25 protein-coding genes, 1 pseudogene and 1 CRISPR repeat array are annotated in these 23,891 nt (G+C 53.5%); of the genes and pseudogenes, 2 read left to right on the forward strand and 24 right to left on the reverse strand.

The window, feature by feature from the left end:
• Window positions 1-145 precede the first annotated feature (145 nt).
• Window positions 146-685, forward strand: a complete 540-nt coding sequence (locus V3C63_RS06125; RefSeq protein WP_273270333.1) for an LOG family protein — start codon at window positions 146-148, stop codon at window positions 683-685.
• Between the two features lie 64 nt (window positions 686-749).
• Here V3C63_RS06125 and V3C63_RS06130 read toward each other — a convergent pair whose 3' ends face one another.
• The 13 genes and pseudogenes from V3C63_RS06130 to V3C63_RS06190 all read right to left on the reverse strand — a co-directional run bounded on the left by V3C63_RS06130 (window position 750) and on the right by V3C63_RS06190 (window position 10,138).
• Window positions 750-1,478 (reverse strand): DUF554 domain-containing protein, encoded by a 729-nt coding sequence (locus V3C63_RS06130; RefSeq protein ID WP_329886919.1) that lies wholly within the window; start codon window positions 1,476-1,478, stop codon window positions 750-752.
• A gap of 61 nt (window positions 1,479-1,539) precedes the next feature.
• Window positions 1,540-2,241 (reverse strand): methionine ABC transporter permease, encoded by a 702-nt coding sequence (locus tag V3C63_RS06135; RefSeq protein WP_329886920.1) that lies wholly within the window; start codon window positions 2,239-2,241, stop codon window positions 1,540-1,542.
• Window positions 2,238-3,242 (reverse strand): methionine ABC transporter ATP-binding protein, encoded by a 1,005-nt coding sequence (locus tag V3C63_RS06140; protein WP_329886921.1) that lies wholly within the window; start codon window positions 3,240-3,242, stop codon window positions 2,238-2,240. Before V3C63_RS06140 ends, V3C63_RS06135 begins: the two co-directional genes overlap by 4 nt.
• A 179-nt stretch (window positions 3,243-3,421) precedes the next feature.
• On the reverse strand, window positions 3,422-4,288 hold the full coding sequence (locus tag V3C63_RS06145) for a MetQ/NlpA family ABC transporter substrate-binding protein (RefSeq protein WP_329886922.1): 867 nt from the start codon (window positions 4,286-4,288) through the stop codon (window positions 3,422-3,424).
• 328 nt (window positions 4,289-4,616) lie between these two features.
• The gene (locus V3C63_RS06150) at window positions 4,617-5,174 is read right to left on the reverse strand and encodes an NUDIX hydrolase (RefSeq protein WP_329886923.1); all 558 of its coding nucleotides are present in this window, start codon (window positions 5,172-5,174) and stop codon (window positions 4,617-4,619) included.
• Entirely contained in the window at window positions 5,141-6,352 is a 1,212-nt protein-coding gene (locus V3C63_RS06155) for an iron-containing alcohol dehydrogenase (RefSeq protein ID WP_329886924.1), read from the reverse strand. The genes V3C63_RS06150 and V3C63_RS06155 overlap by 34 nt, the downstream gene beginning before the upstream one ends.
• 347 nt (window positions 6,353-6,699) lie before the next feature.
• Entirely contained in the window at window positions 6,700-6,963 is a 264-nt protein-coding gene (locus V3C63_RS06160; RefSeq protein WP_329886925.1) for a hypothetical protein, read from the reverse strand.
• 63 nt (window positions 6,964-7,026) lie between these two features.
• On the reverse strand, window positions 7,027-7,761 hold the full coding sequence (locus V3C63_RS06165; protein ID WP_329886926.1) for an MBL fold metallo-hydrolase: 735 nt from the start codon (window positions 7,759-7,761) through the stop codon (window positions 7,027-7,029).
• On the reverse strand, window positions 7,721-7,843 hold the full coding sequence (locus V3C63_RS06170; RefSeq protein ID WP_329886927.1) for a hypothetical protein: 123 nt from the start codon (window positions 7,841-7,843) through the stop codon (window positions 7,721-7,723). The genes V3C63_RS06165 and V3C63_RS06170 overlap by 41 nt, the downstream gene beginning before the upstream one ends.
• A gap of 246 nt (window positions 7,844-8,089) precedes the next feature.
• Window positions 8,090-8,542: a hypothetical protein gene (locus V3C63_RS06175; protein ID WP_425355359.1), complete on the reverse strand. Its 453-nt coding sequence runs from the start codon at window positions 8,540-8,542 to the stop codon at window positions 8,090-8,092.
• Window positions 8,488-8,715: a hypothetical protein gene (locus V3C63_RS06180; protein WP_329886929.1), complete on the reverse strand. Its 228-nt coding sequence runs from the start codon at window positions 8,713-8,715 to the stop codon at window positions 8,488-8,490. Before V3C63_RS06180 ends, V3C63_RS06175 begins: the two co-directional genes overlap by 55 nt.
• 129 nt (window positions 8,716-8,844) lie before the next feature.
• On the reverse strand, window positions 8,845-9,324 hold the full coding sequence (locus V3C63_RS06185) for a hypothetical protein (protein ID WP_329886930.1): 480 nt from the start codon (window positions 9,322-9,324) through the stop codon (window positions 8,845-8,847).
• Window positions 9,325-9,436: 112 nt separating this feature from the next.
• Window positions 9,437-10,138 (reverse strand): annotated as a pseudogene (locus V3C63_RS06190) (ABC transporter ATP-binding protein).
• 256 nt (window positions 10,139-10,394) lie between these two features.
• Between V3C63_RS06190 and V3C63_RS06195 the strand changes: the two are divergent.
• Complete coding sequence (locus V3C63_RS06195; RefSeq protein ID WP_329886931.1) at window positions 10,395-10,574, forward strand: TetR/AcrR family transcriptional regulator; 180 nt, start codon at window positions 10,395-10,397, stop codon at window positions 10,572-10,574.
• A 416-nt stretch (window positions 10,575-10,990) separates the two neighbouring features.
• Here V3C63_RS06195 and V3C63_RS06200 read toward each other — a convergent pair whose 3' ends face one another.
• The 11 genes from V3C63_RS06200 to cas3 all read right to left on the reverse strand — a co-directional run bounded on the left by V3C63_RS06200 (window position 10,991) and on the right by cas3 (window position 23,855).
• Window positions 10,991-11,491 carry a phage scaffolding protein gene (locus V3C63_RS06200; RefSeq protein ID WP_329886932.1) on the reverse strand — a complete coding sequence of 167 codons (501 nt, stop codon included), beginning with the start codon at window positions 11,489-11,491 and terminating at the stop codon, window positions 10,991-10,993.
• A 171-nt stretch (window positions 11,492-11,662) separates the two neighbouring features.
• Window positions 11,663-11,926: a transposase gene (locus V3C63_RS06205; RefSeq protein WP_329886933.1), complete on the reverse strand. Its 264-nt coding sequence runs from the start codon at window positions 11,924-11,926 to the stop codon at window positions 11,663-11,665.
• Window positions 11,923-13,269 carry a phage minor capsid protein gene (locus V3C63_RS06210; RefSeq protein ID WP_329886971.1) on the reverse strand — a complete coding sequence of 449 codons (1,347 nt, stop codon included), beginning with the start codon at window positions 13,267-13,269 and terminating at the stop codon, window positions 11,923-11,925. The genes V3C63_RS06205 and V3C63_RS06210 overlap by 4 nt, the downstream gene beginning before the upstream one ends.
• Before the next feature lie 4 nt (window positions 13,270-13,273).
• Window positions 13,274-14,216: direct repeats of the CRISPR family, unit length 28 nt; unit sequence GGATCACCCCCGCGTATGCGGGAAAGAC.
• A gap of 41 nt (window positions 14,217-14,257) precedes the next feature.
• On the reverse strand, window positions 14,258-15,142 hold the full coding sequence (cas2e, locus tag V3C63_RS06215; RefSeq protein WP_329886934.1) for a type I-E CRISPR-associated endoribonuclease Cas2e: 885 nt from the start codon (window positions 15,140-15,142) through the stop codon (window positions 14,258-14,260).
• Window positions 15,133-16,074, reverse strand: a complete 942-nt coding sequence (gene cas1e / locus V3C63_RS06220) for a type I-E CRISPR-associated endonuclease Cas1e (protein ID WP_329886972.1) — start codon at window positions 16,072-16,074, stop codon at window positions 15,133-15,135. Before cas1e ends, cas2e begins: the two co-directional genes overlap by 10 nt.
• 5 nt (window positions 16,075-16,079) lie before the next feature.
• Complete coding sequence (gene cas6e, locus V3C63_RS06225) at window positions 16,080-16,724, reverse strand: type I-E CRISPR-associated protein Cas6/Cse3/CasE (RefSeq protein ID WP_329886935.1); 645 nt, start codon at window positions 16,722-16,724, stop codon at window positions 16,080-16,082.
• 1 nt (window position 16,725) lies between these two features.
• Entirely contained in the window at window positions 16,726-17,469 is a 744-nt protein-coding gene (cas5e, locus tag V3C63_RS06230) for a type I-E CRISPR-associated protein Cas5/CasD (protein WP_329886936.1), read from the reverse strand.
• A 4-nt stretch (window positions 17,470-17,473) separates the two neighbouring features.
• Window positions 17,474-18,583, reverse strand: a complete 1,110-nt coding sequence (gene cas7e, locus V3C63_RS06235) for a type I-E CRISPR-associated protein Cas7/Cse4/CasC (protein WP_329886937.1) — start codon at window positions 18,581-18,583, stop codon at window positions 17,474-17,476.
• On the reverse strand, window positions 18,573-19,223 hold the full coding sequence (casB, locus tag V3C63_RS06240; protein WP_329886938.1) for a type I-E CRISPR-associated protein Cse2/CasB: 651 nt from the start codon (window positions 19,221-19,223) through the stop codon (window positions 18,573-18,575). The genes cas7e and casB overlap by 11 nt, the downstream gene beginning before the upstream one ends.
• Window positions 19,224-19,239: 16 nt before the next feature.
• On the reverse strand, window positions 19,240-21,030 hold the full coding sequence (locus tag V3C63_RS06245; protein ID WP_329886939.1) for a type I-E CRISPR-associated protein Cse1/CasA: 1,791 nt from the start codon (window positions 21,028-21,030) through the stop codon (window positions 19,240-19,242).
• A 17-nt stretch (window positions 21,031-21,047) separates the two neighbouring features.
• A complete protein-coding gene (gene cas3, locus V3C63_RS06250) occupies window positions 21,048-23,855 on the reverse strand; it encodes a CRISPR-associated helicase Cas3' (protein WP_329886940.1) in 2,808 nt (935 codons plus the stop codon).
• Between the last annotated feature and the right edge of the window lie 36 nt (window positions 23,856-23,891).

The following is a 23,891-nucleotide window of genomic DNA, read 5'->3' on the forward strand; positions in this document are numbered from 1 at the left end:
GATCCCCTCTCTTTTTTCGCCCATTATACCTTTGGCGTTTGCGGCCTGTCAATGCGCCGGCTTCCGCCGGGCAATTAAGCCAGCGTTCAGCCACACCTGCTATTTTATATAGTACTCAATTTCATCGACTAACAAGGAGCAAATCATGAACATCACTGTTTTCTGCGGATCGCGCTTCGGCACCGACCCTGACTTTAAACAAGCAGCTGCCGATCTGGGCACCTGGATTGGCAAAAACGGCCACTGCCTGATTTACGGCAGCGGCTGGACCGGCCTGATGGGCACCGTTGCCGACGCGACCTTAGATGCCGGCGGTCAGGTGATCGGCGTTATTCCCGAATTTCTCAAGGCCATCGAAAAGCCTCACGAACTCATCAACAAAACCATCACCGTGGAAACCATGACCGAGCGCAAAACCATCATGCGCAAGTTGGGCGACGCTTTTATCGCCCTGCCCGGCGGCCCAGGCACGATGGAAGAAATCACCGAGGTGATTTCTTTGGCCAAGCTCAACCGGCACCGCAAGCCCTGCATCGTTTTTAATCAAAAGGGCTTTTACGACTCATTTAAGACGCTTTACGACGAAATGGTCGCCAAGGATTTCCTCGATCAGCCCGGCCGGGACAAGATCGTCATTGCCGACAGCATCGAAGCCGTCGAAGCTGTCTTGGTCCATCAACAATAAACGCACAAAAATAAGGGACTGCAATCCCTTATTTTTGTGCGCCGATTCGCGCGGCCGTCAGCCGTTAAAGCAGCGGCATCAGATAGGTTGTCCACGCCCAGCTGAATGGAATGGCCAGAACCATGGCAGGCAGCATGTTGGCGATGGGAAATTCCTTGATGCCGGCAATGCACAGTCCTGTCGCGATGAGCAGGATGCCGCCGCAGGCTTTAAAATCTGCGATCATCATCGGCGTGGTCACCGGCAAGATCAACCGCGCCAGCACGAACATCAACGAAAATACGGCCAGCTGCGGAATCGCCACGGCCGAAATCACCGGTCCCAATTTGGTCGCAAAAATCATCGCCGTGAAGAAATCGAGCACCGACTTGGACAGAAGAATGGCGATATTTCCCGTCATACCGGCATTCAGACTGCCGTAAATCCCCGTCGCGCTGGAGCAGAACAGCACGATCACCGTCAAGAGCTGCATATTGAAGACCTCTTCCGAGAGGCCTTTTTTCTGCGGCCGGGGAAAAACCCGCGCAGCCAGCCGCTGCAAGCCCGTGCCGCCCCGGCGGATCAGCACATCCAGCCCGAAAATCAAACCGAGCACCGTGCCCACCACCACGGACAGAATCACCGCGGGCATGTTCTTCATCATCACAATGGAGGCCACACCCATCCCCACCGCGCAGACACTGAAAGCCAACTTGATCTTCTCCATAAAAGCCTCGGGGATCCTCGGCCCCAACCCGGAGCCGATCAGCCCCCCGAGCACCACCGCCAATACGTTTACTGCAATACCAATCATCCGTTAACCTCCCCTGTAAATTCTTTTTGCCGCGGTTTGCGTCTCCCCGGTCGCCTGCCGGTTACTTCTTCAGTCGCTTATCGCTGGCGATCGCCCAGTGATCGCCCACCGTCTGGAAAATCTGCACCAGCACGATCAGCAGGATCACCGCCGCCACCATCACCAGATATTTATAGCGATAATAGCCGTAGTTGATGGCGATTTTCCCGAGGCCGCCGCCGCCGATGATACCGCTCATCGCCGAATAGGACAAAATGGTCGTGATGGCGATGGTCGCGTTAGACACCAGCGAGGGCACGCTTTCCGGGATCATCACCTTGGTGATAATCTGAAACGGGGACGCGCCCATGCTCTGGGCCGCCTCCACGATATTCGGATCCACCTCCCGCAGGCTGCTTTCCACCAGACGCGCCACAAAGGGAAAGGACGCGATCACCAGCGGCACGATGGAGGCCGTGGTCCCGATAGAGGTGCCGACGATGGCCCGAGTCAGCGGGATCACGAGGATCATCAGAATCAAAAAAGGCACCGAGCGCAGCAGGTTAATGACGATGCCCAGCCCGTGCATCAGGCCGCGGGGCAGGGGCAGCACGCCGTCTTTATCACCCACCACCAGCAAAATACCCAGCGGCAGACCGATGACGATGGCCAGCGCCGTGGCCACAAAGGTGATATAAACCGTTTCCCACAATGCCAGGGGAAATTCCGTCTGGATGATGGCAAGCGCCTCCCGGGACGCCGCCGATACCAACAAACCGCTCATGCTCTCACCTCCTCAGCGCGCACACCGCCGCTTCGGTTCAGATAGGCCAGGGCGTCCTCAAAATCGTTCTCCCGGTCCTCAATGCTCAAAATCATTTTGCCAAAGGCCTTCCCTGCCACCGAACGGGTCGAGGCCGAGAGAATATTGGCCTGAATTCCCTTCTCGATGGCCAGCTTCGCGATGAGCGGTGTCTCCGTGGTCTCCGAATCGTCGAAGGACAGGCGCATGGCCCGAGAACCTTCGGGAATCACAAAGTTTTCGTCATCCCGGTCCGGATTGACCAGGCGTTTAGCCGCATCACTCCGGGGATTGGCAAAGACCGAACGCACCGATCCCTTCTCCACCACGGTGCCCCGGTCCAAAATCGCCACTTTGTTGCAGATGGCCTCCACCACCGACATCTGGTGGGTGATGATGATGACGGTGATACCCAGCTTGCGGTTGATCTCCTGGATGAGCGCGAGAATCTGCTGGGTAGTTTTCGGATCGAGGGCGCTGGTTGCTTCGTCGCAAAGCAGCACCCTGGGATTGGTGGCCAGTGCCCGGGCGATGGCGATACGCTGTTGCTGCCCGCCGGAAAGCTGCGCCGGATAGGCCCCCGCCTTGTCCGGCAGGCCGACCGTCTCCAGCAGCTCCCTGGCACGGGTTTCGGCTTTCGCCTTGGGCGTCCCCGTCAGCTCCAACGGAAAGCAAACGTTTTTCAGACAGGTACGCTGCATCAGCAGATTAAAATTCTGGAAAATCATCGTCACGCCGCGCCGCACCTGGCGCAGATCCTTTTCCGACAGGGTGCCGACATCGGTCCCGTCGATGGTCACGCTGCCTTCCGTGGGCCGCTCGAGCATGTTGATGCAGCGAACAAGGGTGCTCTTGCCCGCGCCGCTCATGCCGATGATCCCGTAAATATCGCCGTCGTCCATGGTGATGTCGATATGCTTCAGGGCGTGAACCTCGCGGTCCGCCGTCTCGAAGGTTTTCGACAGATTTTTGATCGCAATCATTGCTTTTCTCCTCATCAACCCAATCGCGCGATGCACGCGAGTGCGCCCGCTGTGCGGCCTCGGCGCGATGCTGTCAAACGCAGGTAATAAAATGCGCCGGTCTGCCCATGAGCAGCCGACGCATATATTATACCGATTCCCGAATGTCTTTTCAAAACTTTTTCAGATGCGCTGCCCGCTTATTTGAGCGCGTTCAGCGAATCCTGCTTGCCGCCGTAAAGACCCATGGGCTCCACGTGAATGGCCCCCGCCGAGACGATCGCCGTCTTGTTTTCTTTATTGAAATCGTCGAGATAAGGCTTATGCTGGAAATAATTGGCGTCCATTTCGCCGCTGTTCACGACGTTGTTGGGCTGCACGTAGTCGGTGAATTCCTTCACGCTCAGGGTCACGCCCTTTTTCGATAAGATCTTCTTGGCCTGGGCCAGAATTTCGGCATGCGGGGTCGGCGAAGCGGCCACCGTAATCGTCCGGCCCTTGAGCGCCGCATAGTCCACCGTGCTGTCGTAACCGTTTCCCGGGTTTTTCACCGTCGAAACGATGGCACCCTTGTATTTCGTCTTGATATAATCCGCAACCTGTTTGCTTTCGAGGGCGGCGACCAAAGCCTTGGTCTTCGCGGTCTTTTCGTTACCCTTCTTCACGGCAACGATATTCGCATAGGGCGAAGACGAGCCTTCCTGGGTCAGCGCATCCTTTTTCGGATCGAGTTTCGCTTCAATGGCGTAGTTCGAATTGATCACCGCGTAGTCCACATCCTTCAAAACGTTGGGCACCTGAGCTGCTTCCACTTCCTTGAATTTGATATGCTTCGGGTTGCTCTTGATGTCTTTAATGGTGGCCTGGATGCCGGCGTCTTTCTTGAGGGTGATATAACCCTTATCCTGCAAAAGCAGCAGCGCCCGGGCTTCGTTGGTGGTGTCGTTGGGCACCGCGATGGTCAGTTCTTTGTTTCCGCCGCAGGCTGTGAGCCCGAGTCCGACCAATACAATGGCCGCTGTCAATGCCAGTGCCGCCAATGCTTTTTTGCCAAATAATTTTTTCATCAATGCTCCTCCATTTGAAATTTTATTTTTTAACCTTTAATCCTATGATATGAACAGCACATTCGCTGATTTTTAATATTGGTGGCAACCAAAATCGTCGTGTGCATGGCTTCCTCCTCCATTGAATCCGTGGTTTATCCATTTGTTAACTATGTTTTAAACTATAAAACATTCCGCTGCTCCTGTCAAGCTTTTATTAAGTTTTTCTTGTCCCCCTTTTTTGAGCTTTCTATTCATGTCAGCTTTGCCGCGGGATCATTTCTTTGCCGTCGCCGAATCGCATAAAAAAGACAGCCTGCCGAAGCAAGCTGTCCTGTGAAAAACGGCTTCATTCTTCCCATGCGCGCTGTGCCAAGGCTGCCGTTAATATGGCGGCATGGTCAAAGGCCAAATCCTGAAAGGCCATCGCTGCATCGCCGCGATGCAGAGTTTTCCCCGCCGCGTCGATCCGCCACCAGGCGGCGGCCGCCGCATCGTCTCCGGCCCGGGGAATAACCGCCGCTTTCCGGACGCGGCTGCCATAGGCCGCCGAGATGGTCCAACCCCGGGGATCCCGGTCCGGCTCCGAAAAGACGCCGATTAAGGTGAGCGGCAATCCGGTCAGGCCGGTTTCCTCGAAAAGCTCCCGGGCCGCCGTCTGCGCCAACGGCTCATCCGGATTGGCAAAGCCGCCGGGCAGCGCCCAGCGCCCTAAAAAAGGATGGCCGCCCCGCCGCACCAAAAGCACCTCGTCTTGATCGCCTAGAATCACAATATCTGCAGTGACCGCCGGCTTGGGGTAGCGGTCCGGGTCGTAGGCCGCCAAAAATTCGGCTTCCGTCAGTCCCTGCCTGTCCCGCCGTTCAATCATCGTTAAAAATTGACCTCGGTGTCGTAATAGCAGCATTTGAGCAGCGCTTCCATCTCTTCCTGGGACGGCTGGCGCGGGCTCGAGGGCGTGCAGGCATCCGCAATGGCATTCTTCGCGATTTCCGGCAGGCGTTCCAGAAATACGGCTTCCGGCACGAAGCCCTGTTCCGCCGGATAAGCGTCGGCGCCGTAAGTGCCGATCCCGTGGGGAATGTTCAGCGCGTCGCTCATAGCCCGCAGCTCGGCAATCAGGCTCGCCACCTTTTCGTCGTCGTCTTTGCCGGCCAGCCCCATCGTGTCCGCAATGCGGCCGTAACGCGCCTTCGTCGCCGGATCCGCCGCATTAAAGGCCACTACCTTGGGCAGATACATGGCGTTGGCCGCCCCGTGAATGATGTGGGCCCCGTGATCCGCAAAGGCCGCGCCGGTTTTATGCGCCATGGAATGGACGATGCCCAGCAGCGCGTTAGAGAACGCCATGCCGGCCAGGCACTGGGCGTCGTGCATGACGGCGCGGGCCTGCTGATCCCCGTTGTAAGAAGCGATCAGATGACTGTGCACCAATTCGATAGCGTAAAGCGCCAGCCCGTCGGAATAAGCGCTGTTCGCCGTGGAAACATAAGCCTCGATGGCGTGGGTCAGGGCATCCATTCCGGTGTGGGCCACCTGCTTTTGAGGCAGCGCCGCCACCAGCGCCGCATCGACAATGGCAATATCCGGCGTGATTTCGTAATCGGCGATGGGATATTTAATGCCCTTGCTGTAATCCGTGATAATGGAAAACGCCGTGACTTCCGTCGCCGTGCCGGAAGTGGATGGAATCGCCGCAAAATGCGCTTTCCGGCGCAGCTTTGGCAGGGGTTTCTGCATGTCTTCAAAGGTGATGTCCGGCACTTCGTATTTAATCCACATGGCCTTGGCCGCGTCGATGACGGAGCCGCCCCCCATGGCTACAATCCAGTCCGGTTTAAAATCCAGCATGGCCTGGGCGCCCTGCATCACCGTTTCGATGGAGGGATCCGCCTCGATGCCTTCATAAACGCTGATCGCAAAGCCGGCCTCCACTAAATAATCACAGGCCTGCTGTAAAAAGCCGCCGCGCTTCATCGAGCCGCCGCCTACCAGCACCATGGCCTTGCTGCCTTTGAGTTCTTTTAAAACGGCCAATGCGCCTTCGCCATGATATAAATCTCTGGGCAATGTAAATCGCTGCATAATTGTCCTCCTTTGATCATCCGCCTCCATTTCACTGACTAATGAACGGCTTGATTGTTTGTTAATAGATTAACATGTTCGATGGGTTTTTTCAATGTTTTTCCAAATGCAGCCGCTTCATTTGAGGAAATTTAAAGAATTGATCAGACCAAAAAAATTCGGCCTGTTCGTACTTGGCTTTGTCTGTGCCGCCCACTCTCTGATATCGTCGTGTCCTCAAAATCGCCGTAGTGGCGTTTGCCGCCTACAGCTGCGCTTTGACCTGCTTCAGTTCTTCCTTGGCGGTTGCTGATTCTTTTTTAAGGCGGCAACGGCGATGGCAACGGCGATATGGCGGCAAAAAGGCTTTATTTGCAACGCTTGGCCATCCTCATGCCGGAAGCCTTGATGCCTTCCGACACATCGTCACTGTCGATACGGCCATGAAGCTCGGCTGCAACCATTCGGCTTGAGCTCGGCGCCCCCAAGGACAACGCGCGCGTCCTCCTCCGCAAGATGATCAGAACGGCAAGCTCGGCGGCAAGACAGACGAGGGCTTCTTTAACTGCAGCAAATAATTCCGGCAGTTTCAACCGGGATGGAAAAGCAGAGCGCGCCTTTGAATCGAACAAAAAAGAGCAGACGCCTCAAAAGCTCCGCTCATGGAAACCGGGCAACTGATGCTGGCCAGGATACTATTTTTCTTTTGAAAAACAATCATAAGGCGCTGTGCAGTCAAAAACAAATCCTTTATCCTTCAAATTCGGAATTGCGTCAATGTGACGGAACGCTTTTTCCGCGTCATCTGTAAACCCGCTGTGAGCGGTAAAAACATACTTCACCTGCGACAAATCGATCCGCCTCTTAAGACGCTTAAGCGATTGAATATTCATCGTGCTGTCATCATTAAAGAGAGCGAAAAAGCACCAGCCGCCCTCCTGATTGAGCGCGATGGCATCACCCGTAAAAAGCATCAAATCGTCGATGAGATAGCAAAGATGTCCCCGCGTGTGCCCGGGTACCAGATAGGCTTGAACTTTGATATCGCCGATCCGAACGACCGCTTCATCCTCGAGCAGACGATATCCGCGCTTTATTGTCACGGAATTTTTAAAGCCGAAGGGGCCTATTTTCTTACGATGATAAGTATTTTTCAGATAATTTTCTTCGATTTTCCCGAGATAGACCCTCGCGCTGCCGAAATGATTTTTTTGTCCGATATCGAGCCCGCCCGCATGGTCGGGATCGACATGGGTAAGAAACAGCGCTTCCGTTTTTTCGGGGCTTACGCCTATCCCCTCGCACACCGTCGGAAAGCCCTCATGGCTCTGATATCCCGCATCGACGGCTATCTGCGTGTCACCCTTGCGTATAAAAAAGAGATTGACGTCATTTTCCCGGACACAGCTTACCGTAATCGGTGAGCGCACCCGTTTCCTCGGGGTGAAGCGCCCCCTTTCCCCGATACAGCCTCGGAACGATGCGAACCGCAAAATAATCCATGATATTCATACCGCAACCACTCCTTCCCTATAACGGCGCGCCAAGCATACACGCAGCGGCCGTCGGCTATTCTACGGTTTTTAACGATTCGACCATATCCACCCTTTTAACCTTTCTGAAGACAATCAGGTCGATCAGCATAGAAAAACAAATAACGCTGCCGACAACCGGCAAAAATGCCCTCCCGTTATTGTCGGCGTCCACTCCATGCTGTCCATAGAAACAACGCCGATAGCGGAATTCCTCTTTGTACACCTAATTATAGGCGCTGTACAGTAAATCCCAAACACCGAGACCGGCAACCATCAGCACCACGCTTCCGATAATGGCGATGATACTCATCGCAGTGCGCACCGGATGTATTTTCATGCTCCGAATTGTCCATATGACGTCAAAGGAATGCTTTGTCCTTTTTTGCTTCTTGCCTATATCCGACTTCTTCTCCATCACACCGTGTATCGTAAACGACGGATTGTCTTTTACGGCCTTTCTTGTCGTGACGACGACGGCCGCCATGCATATCAGAATCATCAGCAGAATTAACAAAATACTGTCGGCGCCGGCGCGCTTATCCCAGGTCGGCAGGGTCAAAGTGGATTTTTTAATTGCCATAACCAAATCTGCGACTACGGAATATCCCGCCGCCATTCCGATTATGCTTCCGAGTGCGGCCGTGAAATAACCGTGCAGCCCGTAATGCAGGTAAATCTGCCTCGTAGAAGCCCAGAGATTTTAACGTCCCGATCTGAACGATCTGCTTGCTGATCAATCGGCTCATCGTCGCATAAATCGACCAAATGGATCAGAATAAAAACGAATGAAAACAGCACGGCCATCTTTCTTATCTGGGCAATTTCTTCGTCGACCTGATTTACAGACACCTTGTCCTCTTTTATCGTAAGGGAAAAAAGCCCCGCCCATGATAGCCTCAACCTCCCGTTGGAGCTTTTCTTCGGATACGGCTTTGCCGGATAAGGCTATTCTTATCTGATTATAGGAAACGCCTCCCATTATTTTTTAGCGTATTTTTCGCTCATATAACCGTATCCGTGGCGGACATGGTCCGGAACAGTCTCCGAATAAGCCGTGACAAAATAGATATTTTCGGCATCAAGCACCGTTCCCAATATTTTCACCCGATGCTCGGCGCCGTCGTATGCTATTGAAATTTCATCTCCCGCTCTCAGCCCGTTTGCCCTTGCATAATCCTCGTCAATCCAGAGACCCTCCGCATCCTCCTTTAAGCGCTCCCCGCTTCTGATAGGCGGATTGAGCACCTTTTTGGTGCTTTGCTTAAAAGAATGAACGTAAAGATCCGATTGATTGCGATCGATGACGGCGTTATATTTAACCAGCATCGCGCCTTCGGCTTCGCGCACATACGGCAGCTTCCTGATTTTGTCCGTGACGCTGTCCTCGATATGCGTGCCGGCGACATAGGCATCTGCTGGTTTTGTCTCGTTTTTGTAATCGCGATAGACATGTTCCATGCTTGTCCATACGGCGCTCATGCCGCAGTAAACCGCGATCGACAGAGCGGCCACGGCAATAAACTGAAGCAGTCTGAAGAAATCCCGCCTGAATTTTTATTTAGATATCTCATTACCACACAACCTCCGCCCCCGGAACCGGATTCGGCTGATTGGCGACCTCATTGATTTTGCCGTCCCTTAGCCGGACCAATCTGTCCGCGGTCGGCGCTACGGCGGCATTGTGCGTCATCAGGACAACCGCATTCCCGTATTTTTACGCTAAGGACTGAAGCATGACCAGCACGCTTTTGCCGGTTTCGCTGTCAAGCGCCGCGGTGGGCTCATCGCAGAGAAGTAATTTTGGATTTTTGCAAATAGCTCTTGCGATGGATGCCCGCTGAAGCTCGCCGCCCGAAAGCTGCGACGGCAGATTATCCGCACGCGTCAGCAGCCCGACCGCTTCTAAAGCTTTCTCTGCGCCGATCGCATTCTCGGACAATTTGGAGACCATATCAACATTTTCGTAAGCCGTAAGCGTCGGGATAAGATTGTAAAACTGAAAGACAAAGCCGATATCCCGTCTTCTGTACAGCGTTCTTTCCTTTTCGGTCAGGCTCGATACGATTTTCTCGCCCACATCAATTTCCCTGCTTGTTATTTAATCCATTCCGCCCAAAAGGTTCAGAAAGGTCGATTTACCGGAGCCAGAGGGGCCTAAAATCACCGTGAACTGACCCTGCTCAATGTCCATGTCAACACAGTCAAGCGCCTTTATTATGTGATTTCCCGTGCGGTATTTCCTCGTTACCTTTCTAAAACGAATAAAGCTCATATCTCGATCCTTTCTCCGTCTGTATTTAATCCGGCGCTCTTATGCGACAATCAACGGAATAAAAACGAACTATTGCTCATGTTTATTGTCTATTGTTGCACGCCGACGACGATTTGTCGATAGAATATGAGCTATTGCTCGCATTATATCGACCGCCGTATTTTTATATGGCATAATCAGACTGATATTTGACAATTTGTGATAAAATCAAAGAAATTGTTGCTACTGTCTGCGTAAAATAACAGAGGTTTAATAAATGCACTCAGAAAAAACCCGCATACCAAAACAAAAAAGAAGCATCGCAAGAAAAAGGCTCATAAAAAAAACAGCTCTGAGGCTGTTCTCGGAAAAGGGCTATTCAAATGTAAGCACTAACGAAATCGCAAAAGCGGCCAACGTTTCTATCGGCTCATTATACAGCTATTTCCCCAATTAAGAAAGAAATCTACGACGAGCTGGTCGATGATTTATATTCGGATGTTTTAGAAAAAATTATCCCGGAGGATATTTCCCGGCTCTCTCCGCTTGCGCTGATAAAAAAATATATTTTTTCCGTCATGGAAAGCCACAAATATTTAACTCCGTTTCAAAAGGAAGTTACGTCTTTATCGTATCAAAGCGATGATTTTCGCCGGTTGGAAAATCCATACCGTACATTTGCAATAAATAAAATATTGTCTTTGCTCGAGTTTTATAAGTCAAGTCTCAAGATAAAGGATCTTTCTACCGCCGCGTTCATGATTCATACGAGCATTGAAGCCATTGTTCACGAGCTTTCGTTCTTCCCCGGCGAAGCGCATGATGAGGAAAAGGTCATAAGCGAATTTGCCGAAATGCTGTATAACTATTTATTCAAGGCCCCCGCTCCCCGAGATGATTAAGATAAAATACTTCGTCCGCCGCAAAAAGGAACTTGGTTTCTTCCCCGGCTTTCAAATCCGCAAAGGCTTTTTCGATATCCGCGTCCTGGTTTTTCGATGCTTTCAGGGCATCCATATCCATAAACGGCGAAACCGCCTTGATCGCCCGCGCGCCGGCCTTTTTGGCTGCGGCTTCAAACTTACTGTTGAACGCGTAATCATCCTGAATCTTCTGCTTGTCGGCTTCGGCTTGTTCGTACTTGGCTTTGTAATCTGCCACCTGTTCTTTGATCTCGTCATAGTCCTTAAAGCCGTCGATGGTGGCGTTGGCCGTCTTAAGCTGCTCCTGGGTCTGCTTGAGTTCTTCCTTGGTGGTCGTCAGCTCTTCTGTTGCCGCCTCTTTTGCCGCGTTAATATCCTTGCCGTTTTCGGCCATGATCTTGTCGATCACGTCCTTTTCCAAACCGAGACCTGTCAAAAATTCTGTTTTCATCTGCGTTCTCCTTTCGCATATAGGTGTTATTAGGGCCTTTACCAATGCCCGCGACGGAACTGTTTTAGGACTGATTCCGCTGTCCAGGCAATAAAAAAACGCCCGTCGGCGTTTGATTATTCAAAATCTGAGTACTAAAAAAGCACCCGAAGGTGCTTTAGAATTTACACTTTACGAAATCCGTCTCTTATCTTGGACATCAAATTTAAAATTATCAATATCGAAATCTAAACCATACGCTTTAATATCTTCTCCGCGCACGGTAAGCTCATTCTTAATAACATCCAGCATTTCAGTATATGCCAACCGTTTGCCTTGATAGAACAGATTCTGAGGCTCTTTTTCAACCGCACTTTTAGCATCCACTGCGTAATCAAGGATTCGTGAAACAATGTAGGCAATACCATCTTTTGTCAATAGATTGTTGTCCTTCATTCTTTTTTCCTCCTCTTGAGCTCTACTCTGCGATCAGAACCCCCTTTTTCAAAGGCCCTAATCTCTTTTCTCCAATGCTCTAATCTTCCTTGCCGCACAATCTCAGGGACTTGGTCCCAATCTTCATAAATGGCTGCAGGATTTTGAATTTTCTTTTCATGCTTTGCGATCTCCTCTTCCAAGGATTTTATTCCCTTTTTGAGGTTTTTATCTGTTTGTTTACTGAGGCCTTTTTCCTCGGCAAATAACTGAAGATTCATTTGGATTGGCCCCGCTTCTCTTGTTACTATTATAGCACTTTTTCCCGGTTTTGCAACGCGTTTCGCGTACATGTTCACGTCGAGCCCATCCTGATAAATCCGAGCGCGCTGCATCGGCAGCTCCATGGCCTTACTGAAGTTCTTATACTGGCCATAAGTCACCTGGTATTTGATCTTCTTGTTTAAGATCGTATCCGGATCGGCGCCGCCCTTTTCCAGCAGATGCACGTCTCGGCGGTATTTGCGCAGTGTCGTCTCCAGCTTGCGCTGGTGCTGCAAGGCCTCATACTTGTTATAAGACTTGCCATCGTACTCCCGCGGTCTGGCATCTTCCTCGCGGATACGGTCCAGATCGTCGTCACTGTATCGCCGGACCGATATGCCGGGGATGAACGGATCATAACTGTGATAACAGTTAATCCCCAAAAGCCCGGCAGCCGTATCCAGCCCGCAAACGCTGTACAGCTCTGCTCGGCTGTACACCCGTCCCTGCCACTCAGCATGGGACGGACGGGCCCCGCCATGAGCGGAAACCTCGAAATAATCGGTGCCCAGCTCAGCGGCGACCTGCTCAGCGTTATAGCGCTGCACCTGGCTGTATCCGGTCATCAGGGCCCGCCGAACGGCCACTTCGATGCGGTTGCTGTGCCCCGTGGCATAATCCACGGACCGTAGCCCGCTTTTGGTCATCGTGTTAATGGTCCGCTCCAGCACCGTGTTATAGCTAAACGCCCCGCTGACAATGTCCATCATCGCGTCATCAAGGGTTTGGGTATAAAATTCCTGCAAGCGTTGCACGTTGACTTTGCCCAGCGGCCCCTTGGTCGCAAAGCCCAAAGACTGAGTAATGCTTTGGAAGGTGCCATGCGTTTGCCGGGTCACCGCTTGGATCAGGCTTTGCAGCTCGGCGTTTTCCGCAAAGGGTGTTTGCTTTAATCCGCTGAGTTGATAGGCTCTGGCATGCTGATTGTACTCCGCATAAACCTCATCGCTGAGGATGCGATTGGCCTCTTTCTGGCCAACTCCCAGTGCTTCGGCAATCCACTTCTTGAGATTGCGCTCGCTGATCCCCAGCTGTGCCAGTCGGGGATCACCCCCGCGTATGCGGGAAAGACTTTAACAACGCAGCGGGGGACGTCGTTGCCCGAGGATCACCCCCGCGTATGCGGGAAAGACACCTTAAAAGGGCTCTTTTCTGGGGAAAATGCGGGATCACCCCCGCGTATGCGGGAAAGACAATGACCGGCGCTACCGGAAAAGAAGCCGCAAAGGATCACCCCCGCGTATGCGGGAAAGACGGATCAAAGACCTAAAGGCAGAAAGCACCGCCAGGATCACCCCCGCGTATGCGGGAAAGACGTAGCTTATAGCGGCGGAAAGGACAGCGACGTAGGATCACCCCCGCGTATGCGGGAAAGACATCATAGTTTCTCTTCACGCTTTCGTGCTATAAGGATCACCCCCGCGTATGCGGAAAAGACACAGGAGGAAACGATGAAGAAACATAAACAATAGGATCACCCCCGCGTATGCGGGAAAGACTGAGGTGGGCGATACTTCGTGAATACTTTTTTAGGATCACCCCCGCGTATGCGGGAAAGACTTCACCCCGCGGCGGGAAAGGACGGCCGCGTCGGGATCACCCCCGCGTATGCGGGAAAGACGAATCGCCATCGCGATTGCGATATTAGGCTTTGGGATCACCCCCGCGTATGCGGGAAAGACTCATCCTCCCGAACGCTTGCGAAACAAAGCTTAGGATCACCCCCGCGTATGCGGGAAAGACTATGGGGATGAAGCTCGGCGTGACAAAAGAATAGGATCACCCCCGCGTATGCGGGAAAGACTTTATGAGGCGGCAAATTACTTGAAAGGACCTGGGATCACCCCCGCGTATGCGGGAAAGACTTTTTTGTACCATCTTCAATTGCGATGATTTTAGGATCACCCCCGCGTATGCGGGAAAGACGTATATGCAACAATTAGAAAAGGCCGGCGGTCAGGATCACCCCCGCGTATGCGGGAAAGACAGTAATAGATCCCCCATTTTAAGCCATTCCTCTAATCCCCCTCAGCGAAATTTCTTCACTTTTGTCGAAAGCGCATAGATCAGTTTCGCATCCGCCAGCGCACGGTGCGGCACCTCTTCATTGATCCCGTAAGATTGCAGTGACGTCTCGAACTTATAATTCCCCTGAAACATTTTTTCTTTTTTAACGACTCCCATTAGATCATACACCTTATGATGTAGCGGGTCCATATCCATTCGGCGCAAAGTTTGATTGATAAATTGAACATCAAAATCGACATGGTACCCGACGAGATCATCGCTGCCGATAAAAGCCAGAAACGCTTTGATCGCTTCGGCTTCTGTCCGGCCGCCATCAGCCAGCATCGCATCCGTGATGCCGGTGAGCTCGGTGATTTTTTTCGGCAGCGCCCGGGGATGCACGATCAACTGTTCGAAGGTCGACACGGTTTGCCCGTCGACCTTCACGGCGCCGATCTCGATGATTCGGTTCTTTGCCGCGTCGAGGCCATCCGTTTCCAGATCGATCACCACATAGGGCTTAGGGGCCGCGCGCTGCTTTTCTCCCGGCGCCAATCGACGCGCCCGACGCATCTTGGATGCCCGGCTGAAACCTGGCCGAAGGGTATCGGGTTTCCCCGCACGTTCGGGCGTCGGCATCATCACCAGCGGGATCCCGTCGCAGTCGATCACCTCCCGGGCGCCACCGCTCGTTTGAAAAGCATAGCCGATTTCGTTGCGCGCCGGATAGGCCAGCGTCGCTTCGCCGACGCCGGCTGCCTCCTGCACGCGCTGCCAGAGCAATTCCCGAATTCTGACATTGAAATTGCCTACGAACACACCGGTCGCGATCTCCTGCATCCACTTGGAGAGATCGCCCCGAAGGGAGATCGGCACGTTTTTCACGGTGATGATGGTCAGGGGCATGGCGGTGCCTCGCTGTAATTCACGCCGTGGGCCACCAGGCCCGCTTTATCGTCCCAGAGGCTGATCGGCGCCGCGGTGATCTGCTCGTCCGCCGGGATGGCCAACAGCTGCTGCAAATCCCGAACCATGCGCGTCATCAATTGGCCATCGACAAAGGCGTCCCGCACTCGCCGCCGGGTGATTCGCCCGATGTCCTGACCCGCTTCATAAGCCGCCGCCACTTGGAACGCGATCGGGATGGTCGTCTCGGCTTTATACAAATCGGCCACGTCATACACGAAGGAGCGATCGTGCCCGGTGTGCACAAAGCCGAGGCCGGCCGACAGCCCCAGAGCCGCCACCACGCTGTACGCCAGGCCATACAGCGCCACGTTGGCCGCGGACAATGCCTGATTCACCGGGTCGCCGCCCTCAAAATTTTCCGGATTGTAGTCTCGCCGTTTCCAAGGCACATGGTATTCTTGGGACAGCCTGCGATACGTCCTTCGAACCCGGGCGCCTTCGTGAGAGCGCAGCTGCTGCATGGTCAGCGCAGACACATCTTCGTCCGGAAAGCGCATTTGATACATCTGTCTGGCCACGGCCAGCCGGCTTCTGGTATTGCTGACCAGCCCCGCCTGCTTTACGAGAAAGCGGGTGGTGCGGGCCAGCGAGCGGCCGTGGGCGTATTGCCGCACGCCCCGCTCGCCCACCCAGATCATCGCCGTTCCGGTATCGCCCAACAGCTCCACCGCGCGGTGGCTGATGTCTGTGCCCGGCCCCAACAAGAGCACGCCGATCATCGCCGCCGGGATGCGGACGATGCCCCGGCTCTCCGCCACGGTGATGGCGCTGTCCTGGCGGTTCACTTTCGCGTGTTCGATATAAATAAAACTGACCCGGTCTTCGATGCGCGGCAGCTCGGGCAGTTCCGCTTTTTTCGCACCGGCCATACGGCTCACGGCCGGGCCTCCGGAATCACCGTCATCAGCCCGAAGCCATAGGCCTTCTTTCGGCCGATGCCCTCGGTCAGCGTCCGGCGAAACTGCGCCACGTCGATCACTTCAAGCATTCCCTCATAGCTCGCCCTGGCCAGGCGGATATTTTCCCCGCCTTTTTTGAGCAGGGCGAAACCGCGATCGGTGATGGTGAAGTTGTCTGCCTCCAGAGTGAAGCCGTTCTTTTCCGCCCGTTTGAACAAATATTTCATTTCCGCGTCGACCGTTCCGCAAGGAATGACCCTTCCCCGCTTTTTTCCGGAGTGCATGACGGACGCCACCGGATTAAGCGTCGCCCGAAAGCGCAGCCGCTGTCCGGCGGCCAATCGGTCCAAAAGCGGCGCGTAATCTCGACACGCGGCCGATCCCGCCACGCCGTATTTTTCCAGAGCAGAAAGAGCTGGCGGTGTCGGGCTGACCACCAGCAAATAGGGCGCGCCCTGCAGGCGATCGATGCGCCAAAGCTTGCGGCTTCTTTCGGCTTTCGGTTGATCTCTTTCTTCCGGAAAGCTGTCCTCCACCCAGGCGTGGTACGCGCCGAGATGAGAAAGTTCCCGCAGCTTTTTTCGATTTTCCGTGTCGATCGCCACCCGCGACATAAACATCTCACACACCTCCCAACGCGGCAAAGGCATCGTGCCCGGCGGCAGCCATCTCGGGCATATCCAAAGTGACTTGGGTGCGCGCTTCATTCCTGAAGCGATGGCGGCGATTGCTTTGCGAAAAGGAGATCACCTCGTCCCTGCGCATCTGCCGGCCCTTAGGCGAAGCGACCAACGCTGCATCCGCAAAAACTTCGAGCTTTGCGGCTTTGGCATCCGGATGCTCCCGGACGTAGCGCCGACGATACCAATCCGCCGCCTGCCAGGGCAGCTGATTGAGCGCGCTCAGCACATCGGCATCCGCCACGTCCAGCAGCAGATCCGCCGGCACCGGGCACGAGCGCCGCCCCATGAAAGGCTGAAAATACGGCGCGCGCAGTGCGTCGGCAATGGCCGAGACCCACGCGCCATCCTCATGGCCGACCGCCGCGACAAACAGTGCGTCTTCAAGATAATAGCGGGTCGTCGTATAGGTATGTTCAACCGCGTCTTCCTTCTTAAGATTTTTCTTGGCCGCAATTTGGTAGTCCTTCGCCAGACGCCCGGGCTGATCCACCCGCACGGCGAAGTGCAGGGCGCCCAGCTTTTGAATCTGCTCATCTTCCTCGCGCCGGTAGCCGAAGGCCGCCGCGATCAGGCCGATCACCGCGCTTTTGGCAGGATGCCGATCGGTGTGGCGCGTCTCGAAATGCGCATCGGTGCCCCAGGCTTGCAGTGGCCCGGCGAGCTTTAACAAAATGGTCTTCATCGTTTTAACGGCTTTCCTGAAATAACTGATCTACCAGGTCATTCAATAACTCAGAATCTGTATTTTCTTTCACCCCATCCATGTTCAATGCTTTGCCATCTTTCGTTATATACAAGGTGAAAAGCGGATCTTGAACAAATCTTTTAACCTGATTGTATTCCTCGACCAGCCGCTTAACAGATTCTTTAGCATAGCCATCTCCACAGGATTTAACAGGATTTTCAAAAGCTGTCACCAGGCTCACCGGGCGATCCTCTCTCAGGGTAATCATCAAAACTTCCGGAATCGTTTGATTGGCAAAAGAATGGATATTCCCGGTTGGCATTGATTTAATAAACGCCTCAATAAAACGTCTTGCTCCGTCTATTGCCTGCTGTTCGCTCCCCAATTGATTCGCCAATTCATGCAATGCCACATTGGCATAGCGGTACAATGTCGATGAATTGAATTCCTTTGATTCAATCATGCCCGCGCCTTGAATACCTTCCTCTTCTTTAACGTCATCCACTGCCGTGAAATAATCGAACTCCGTCTGCACAGCATGCGTTGAAATGGCATGGGCCACCTGGGCCGAGGCATCGATATTTAAATCTGTGTTTTCCGCCACCATCCGCCCAAAAAGAGCTAAATCGATGCCTGGATCTTTATTAAATTTTTCTACTATGTCCTTTTTAGTGTCTGTTTTCTCTTTTCCTTTTAATTTTTTTCCAGATAGTTCTAATGCTTTTTTTGCCAAGCCCTTTACTTGCTTTTCGCTAATGAACTGCAAAACAGTTGCTTTATCATAAGGATCGTCCTTTTTCTTTTTCCCAGTTAACTTAATCTCTAAAAGATCATAAATATTCTTTGAATACTTGATAGCCTCTTCTTCTGATAACGACGGATCTATTATCTGAATTTGTTTCACAATTAATTTCACAACATCAAAAGTTCGTTTGCTTTCCTTTAAAAAACTATCGCGCATTGCCTTTTTCCACGCCTGGGAACTGACTCGCGCCCGGGTCACCCCGCCGTATTGCGCAGTCTTGGGGCTGCCGGTATCGTCCCGATTGATGTTCGACGGCGGCAGTGTCTGAATGGCGTGAATATCTAAAAATAAGCGCTTATTCTGCATGGCTTGCTTCCTCCTGTTTCGTTTCTTTGTCATCTTGATTCATTCGATAATAGGCGGTGGCCCAGCGCAGCTTCACCTGTTGATCACTGCCCCGCTGAAACCAAAACAAATCCTCGGCCAGCTGGGGAAAATCGATCGCCCTGACGCCGGCGGCCTTCGCCAATTTGATCAGCTGCCGCAAATGATAGGCCAGCTCGTCAAAAGACTCCGCCGTTAGCATCGCGTTAAACCGCCGGTCCAAGGCCTTTTCGTTTGCATCGCTGCGCAGGGTTCTAAGCGATGCGCCCATATTGAGCCGTTGCCGCTTTTCATTTGCTTCCGCCGGTTTATCGCTCTCCGGCAAGCCGGAAACCCGGCGGCTCCCCTGCTGGCACAAGGCGTAAAACTGCAGCGCGGCAAAAACGGCATTTTCTTCCGCCGTCGGCTCGCCGCTGCTTGACAGCATGGATTCGGGCATCTGCGCGAGCAGCATGGGCCACACGGCCTGCGCCTCGGCAAAGGATTGCCCCGCCGAGCGCCGAAGCTCGGCCAACGCCGCTTTCGCCGTTCCTGACTCCCGCTGGCTTTCAAACCTGTGAATGATTTCAGCCGTTACACGATCGACATCTTTGGCGCTGCCTGTTGTATCTTGAATGATCATAGGCTACCTCCTAATCTTATGAATACGGAATAAGTTGATTTAATTTGGCACAAAAACGATTATAGGCCGTCGCGATATTGATCACCCTGCTCTCTTTATCCTTTCCTTTTTTGCCTTTTATTTCAATCGTATGGCCTGCATAATCCAAATGGCTCCCCGATTCCAAAATCTGGCGCGCCTGCCACGACACTAATCTTTTAAGGCTTTCCTTCCAAATCTTGATCTGCGCATCCTTGTCGTCCTCCGGCCGAATCGCCTCAAGCCAATCGCGAAAGGGTCTATCAATTTCCGCATACATATCTTCTTTTTTGCTTTCAATATATGCTTTTCTTATCGCGTCAAGCCTTCCTTTTGAGTCCTCTCTCCCGATTTTCCTGACAGCAGCGACCTCTTGAATGTATGTTCGATAGACCTGTTCCACCACTTTTTTGGTGATAGCCACCGCTTCGTTAATCCGCACACACCAACCATCTTCGCTCTGATCGGTGACCACCATCTCATTCAGATTAAGCACGTCTACGATTTCATCCACCGGCGCCCGAGATCGTGGATCACCGTCATCTCGCATGCTCACCGCCCAAAGATGAACGATTCGGTTGCCAACCAAATCCCGAATCGCATCGTATTGATCCAAGATGCCCGGCCGTCTTTGCTTATCACTGGCCTTGTTCAAGGTGATTAATCCAAAAGATCGCCACATGGCTTGTTCCGGGGTGTGTTTACGGGGTGAACACGTTTGATCCCCTTTCTTTGGCGGCGTCTTCCACAAGGTCATCAGCTCCAAAACCTGCTCTTCGTGGATGATCTCCGGCACTTTAACCATATCCAGCCAAATATCTGCGCTTGCTTGTGTTTTCAGGTCGATCCGTATTGCCCGCGCCCAATTGGTATAAAGCTCTGCTAAATTATCCGGCTGCTCCCCGCGCAAAAGCTTATCCAAAAACGCTCCGATTTCAAATTCCCAGCAGGGTCTTTGCCGATGCCAAACATCCTTTTCCTCCGGATGGCAGAGCACCAAATTCATCATCAATGTCTCAAAAAGATTGTCTCCCGCCATGCAGATACCGCCAATATCGTATAACCATCCTTTAGACCAAGTTTCTTCACTCCCCTTTTTTCGAAATTTCCCTTTATCCCCTGTTCCAACATAGCCTTGTAGCATCATCAGCCATCGGGCCAGTTCTGCTGAGTCCATTACATCTTTTTCCAAATCGTTCTTAGGTGAAAAGAGAGCCTTTTTATTTCTGCTTTCAGAAATTAAGCGATTCATATTGCTTCCTGTAAAAAGTGTGCCATATTTTTCCGTCCCTTTCCACTTATCTGGTGGTTCCTTGTCATCCTTTTTCTTTTTCAACCCATACCGCTCAAAATCCTCCTCGCGCACCTGATAAAAGGGATAGGTCTCGTCAAACAGGTCAAACCGATCCCGCCACTTTTCGAGATAGGCCGTCACGATCTCGGGAAAGCGCCCGCGCCGCCAAAGCGTCTCCCAGGTCGCTGCCATGGTTTCTTCGTATTCGTCTTCCTCCAAATCGTCCTCGTCCACATCGTTCGTCTGCCGATCGCGTTCGTCCAGTTCCACAAAGGGATAGGACTCGCCATCCACATCAAACCGGGTGAACACCGTCGTGAGTACCGCGAGCAACAGCCGCAGCACCGCAAAATCCTGGGTAACCATCTCTCCCGCCAACCGCTGATAGCGGTGCGCCTCGCGAAACAGCGTCAAAAGAGACACCGTCTCTGCCCGGCCGCCGTCCGCCGGCATCACGGCGATCCACGGTTCGTCCAATAAATTAAATCGCCCCATTCACATGCCTCCCTGCTTTAAAGCTTTTGCAATCCATATGTTTCATTATAATATAAATCGATCCCATTGAGCTGAAAATAATTGCTTTCATCAAAAATAATCCCCAAACAGCCTTTAAGCCACGGCTGCTCCTGCCAGGAGAGCAAAAACTCACGATTGTATTGCTCCAGCTGGCGGATCAGTTGGTCGGCACCGATTGCCGCCACGATTCCATGGGGCAGCCGCAGCGTCTGCTGTGCAATTTTCTTCGCGATTTTTGCCTCACCGATGCGTCCGGAGACATCCTCGTTCTCTCCAAAGCAGGTGTAGCCGGTACCGCAGCGCCTGACTGCGATCACTTCAACCGTCTCCTGAATATCCCGCACCTGGGCAATGGCTCGTTCTTCACTTTCGCCCATATCAGGATTTTTCAACCAGCCGATTAAGGTATTTTTTTCCGGTTTGCATTTGAGTTTTGGCTTATCCAAACGAAACACATCCGCTTTTTGACTTTTATTCTTCTGCTTGGTTTGATTTTCCTGCCGACACGCCAAAGCTCTTTCCTGCAACGCCGGATCCGAAAAATCGACTGCCGCCGTGCCATACACCTGCTGCACCAGCGGCGAAATATCCTCGGGGATCCTCAGCGTTTCGGGCAAAAAATGTTGGGTGCGGATCAGCAGATCATCGCCGTATACCGCCGATGCGCCGCGCTCAAAATCCAACGCCGCGCTTTGGCCCATGACATAAAGCACCGGATTTCGATGCGCCTTTGGCCGATCGATAGCGTGGCGGTGCAGCCGCCCGATGCGCTGAATCAACAAATCCATCGGGCAAAGGTCGCTGATCAGCACGTCAAAGTCGATATCCAGCGACTGCTCCATCACCTGGGTGCCGACGATGATTTTGCGCTCCGGACGACGGGCCCCTTTGCCGATCATCTCGGTCAGTGCCTTTTCTTTGGCAATGCGCTCGGCGTCGATAAATTGGGAATGCAGCAGGGCCACATTGTCCTCCCCAAAGCGCTCGGCACAAGTTCGCGCGATGGTCTGCGCCCGCTTGACGGTATTCACAATAACGCCGACCACCCCGCCGTCCGCTGTCAAATCGGCGATCTTGTCATAGAGGTCGTCTTCCGCCAGATCTTCAATTGCCACTTGCTTCGGGTTCTCCACTTCAAAATCGGCCAGCTGCTTGATCTCGGCACCGTCGGAATAGGTCAGCAGGGGATAGGCCTGAGATGTCAGTAGGGCGTCGTACTTTTTTTCAAATGCCTTTTTGGGAATTGGCAGGCCTCGTCCATAAAGATATTCGGCAATCAACGCCTGCCGGCTGACCGCCGGGAGCGTGGCCGAGAGCAAAATCACCGGCACGCCGTAGGCCCCCATCCAGCGAAGGGCCTCCTTCAAATATTGCCCCATATAAACATCGTAGGCATGCACCTCGTCGATCACCACTACTTTTTTGCTAAACCCCAGATGGCGCAGCGCCAGATGCTTTTGCTTGAGGGCGGTGAGCAAAAAATGATCCACCGTACCCACGACCACATCGTCCAGCTGGGCCGTCTTGCGCCCGGAAAACCATTCGTTGGCAAAGACGCCGCCCTGGCCGTCCGCGTCGGTATCCGCCCCTTCTTCTGAGCCGTCATTCAGTGCCGATTGGCCGTGCATCAAATCGGGCCATTGCTTTCGGGCCAGGGCCGCCTGCAGCGGATTGAGGGCCGCTTTCCCATGGGCAAGCCGCAGCGACACCGCCTTTTCGTCCCCTGCTGCCGTGACCTTCTCGAGCCAATCTTTCACCCGGGGAAAGATCCCGTTGGAGGTCGCCTGGGTCGGCAGGCCGAAAAACAGCCCGCTTCGCCCCGTTTTGGCCGCCATCTGCTCGGCCATGGCCAGGGCCGCTTCGGTTTTTCCGCAGCCCATCGGCGCCTCGAGGATGGCAATCCCCGGCGAGAGAACCGAATTCATCGCCGCGTAAACCCTTTGCTGCAGGACCCGCGGATCGAATCCAAACCGCGCCTGATACAAGGCCGTGGCATCCGCATCCGGCTGAAAGGTCAACGGCCGGTTTTTAAACCATCGCTCAAAGCCCTCCTGCAGCCGCGCCGCCGGATCCGCCGCATCGGTTTCTCCCAGCGAAAGCAGCGGGAAGTAGCGCTCGTTGCTGGCGATCCAGTCCGCCATGATCAGCAGTCCCGACAACAGCACCTGCCCCGGCTGGCACACCCGCGGCAGCGTCTCCATCGTTAGACCGCTCGCCTGCAGGGCATCGGCCAAAATCTGCTGCTGCACCCTCTGCCATTTTTGATGCACCGGGGACCGGGAATTCTCCACCTGATAATAGTTGGCCGAATACCCGTTTAATTGATCCCGAACGTCTTTCTCGCTATCCACCGGCTTGCCGTGATGCGCCCCCACGATTGAGGCGATGTCGGGACGAATCCCCGCTTCGTTCAAAATCACCTGCCCCGCCAGCGCGTGATGGCTCGCCCTCGGCGAGGACGGCGGCAGCATGCTGAGCACCCCAAAGCCGGCGCGCTCCAGCCTTTCGAGCAAGCGCTGATCTAAATCCTCAGCATTGGCGTATCCCTGCTGGGTTTGGAAGGCCGGCGTGGCCTTCCCGATATCGTGAGCGGCCCCCAAAAAGCACACCAGCGCCCGCGCCCGCTCTTCATCGGGCTCATCCAGCGAGCGACTGATCTGCCGCCGCACGCCGCCGCTCAGCCAATGGTCCCACAAAAGCCCGGCCACCTGCATCGTGTCCCGCAGATGCACCGGCAGCGGCAGCCAATAAAACGCGCCCTCTTTATCCTGCTTTTTCGCCCATAACCATTGATCATCTGTCATTTTTTCTCCTTTCGCCCGCAACCTGGCACGTCGTAA

The organism is Pseudoramibacter faecis (assembly GCF_036289405.1).
Classification (GTDB): domain Bacteria; phylum Bacillota; class Clostridia; order Eubacteriales; family Eubacteriaceae; genus Pseudoramibacter; species Pseudoramibacter faecis.

What these genes read in the sequence shown, in the direction of transcription:
- V3C63_RS06205 (WP_329886933.1), bottom strand. Translation starts at nt 11,926, where the DNA reads ATGAAGGACAACAATCTATTGACAAAAGATGGTATTGCCTACATTGTT.
- V3C63_RS06185 (WP_329886930.1), bottom strand. Translation starts at nt 9,324, where the DNA reads ATGGAACATGTCTATCGCGATTACAAAAACGAGACAAAACCAGCAGAT.
- V3C63_RS06200 (WP_329886932.1), bottom strand. Translation starts at nt 11,491, where the DNA reads ATGAAAACAGAATTTTTGACAGGTCTCGGTTTGGAAAAGGACGTGATC.
- casB (WP_329886938.1), bottom strand. Translation starts at nt 19,223, where the DNA reads ATGATCATTCAAGATACAACAGGCAGCGCCAAAGATGTCGATCGTGTA.
- V3C63_RS06135 (WP_329886920.1), bottom strand. Translation starts at nt 2,241, where the DNA reads ATGAGCGGTTTGTTGGTATCGGCGGCGTCCCGGGAGGCGCTTGCCATC.
- V3C63_RS06145 (WP_329886922.1), bottom strand. Translation starts at nt 4,288, where the DNA reads ATGAAAAAATTATTTGGCAAAAAAGCATTGGCGGCACTGGCATTGACA.
- cas1e (WP_329886972.1), bottom strand. Translation starts at nt 16,074, where the DNA reads ATGGCCGGTGCGAAAAAAGCGGAACTGCCCGAGCTGCCGCGCATCGAA.
- V3C63_RS06130 (WP_329886919.1), bottom strand. Translation starts at nt 1,478, where the DNA reads ATGATTGGTATTGCAGTAAACGTATTGGCGGTGGTGCTCGGGGGGCTG.
- cas2e (WP_329886934.1), bottom strand. Translation starts at nt 15,142, where the DNA reads ATGCCCCTGACCATCATCACCGTGAAAAACGTGCCGATCTCCCTTCGG.
- V3C63_RS06125 (WP_273270333.1), top strand. Translation starts at nt 146, where the DNA reads ATGAACATCACTGTTTTCTGCGGATCGCGCTTCGGCACCGACCCTGAC.
- cas7e (WP_329886937.1), bottom strand. Translation starts at nt 18,583, where the DNA reads ATGCAGAATAAGCGCTTATTTTTAGATATTCACGCCATTCAGACACTG.
- cas5e (WP_329886936.1), bottom strand. Translation starts at nt 17,469, where the DNA reads ATGAAGACCATTTTGTTAAAGCTCGCCGGGCCACTGCAAGCCTGGGGC.
- cas3 (WP_329886940.1), bottom strand. Translation starts at nt 23,855, where the DNA reads ATGACAGATGATCAATGGTTATGGGCGAAAAAGCAGGATAAAGAGGGC.
- cas6e (WP_329886935.1), bottom strand. Translation starts at nt 16,724, where the DNA reads ATGTTTATGTCGCGGGTGGCGATCGACACGGAAAATCGAAAAAAGCTG.
- V3C63_RS06150 (WP_329886923.1), bottom strand. Translation starts at nt 5,174, where the DNA reads ATGCTGCTATTACGACACCGAGGTCAATTTTTAACGATGATTGAACGG.
- V3C63_RS06195 (WP_329886931.1), top strand. Translation starts at nt 10,395, where the DNA reads ATGCACTCAGAAAAAACCCGCATACCAAAACAAAAAAGAAGCATCGCA.
- V3C63_RS06170 (WP_329886927.1), bottom strand. Translation starts at nt 7,843, where the DNA reads ATGAATATCATGGATTATTTTGCGGTTCGCATCGTTCCGAGGCTGTAT.
- V3C63_RS06245 (WP_329886939.1), bottom strand. Translation starts at nt 21,030, where the DNA reads ATGGGGCGATTTAATTTATTGGACGAACCGTGGATCGCCGTGATGCCG.
- V3C63_RS06155 (WP_329886924.1), bottom strand. Translation starts at nt 6,352, where the DNA reads ATGCAGCGATTTACATTGCCCAGAGATTTATATCATGGCGAAGGCGCA.
- V3C63_RS06140 (WP_329886921.1), bottom strand. Translation starts at nt 3,242, where the DNA reads ATGATTGCGATCAAAAATCTGTCGAAAACCTTCGAGACGGCGGACCGC.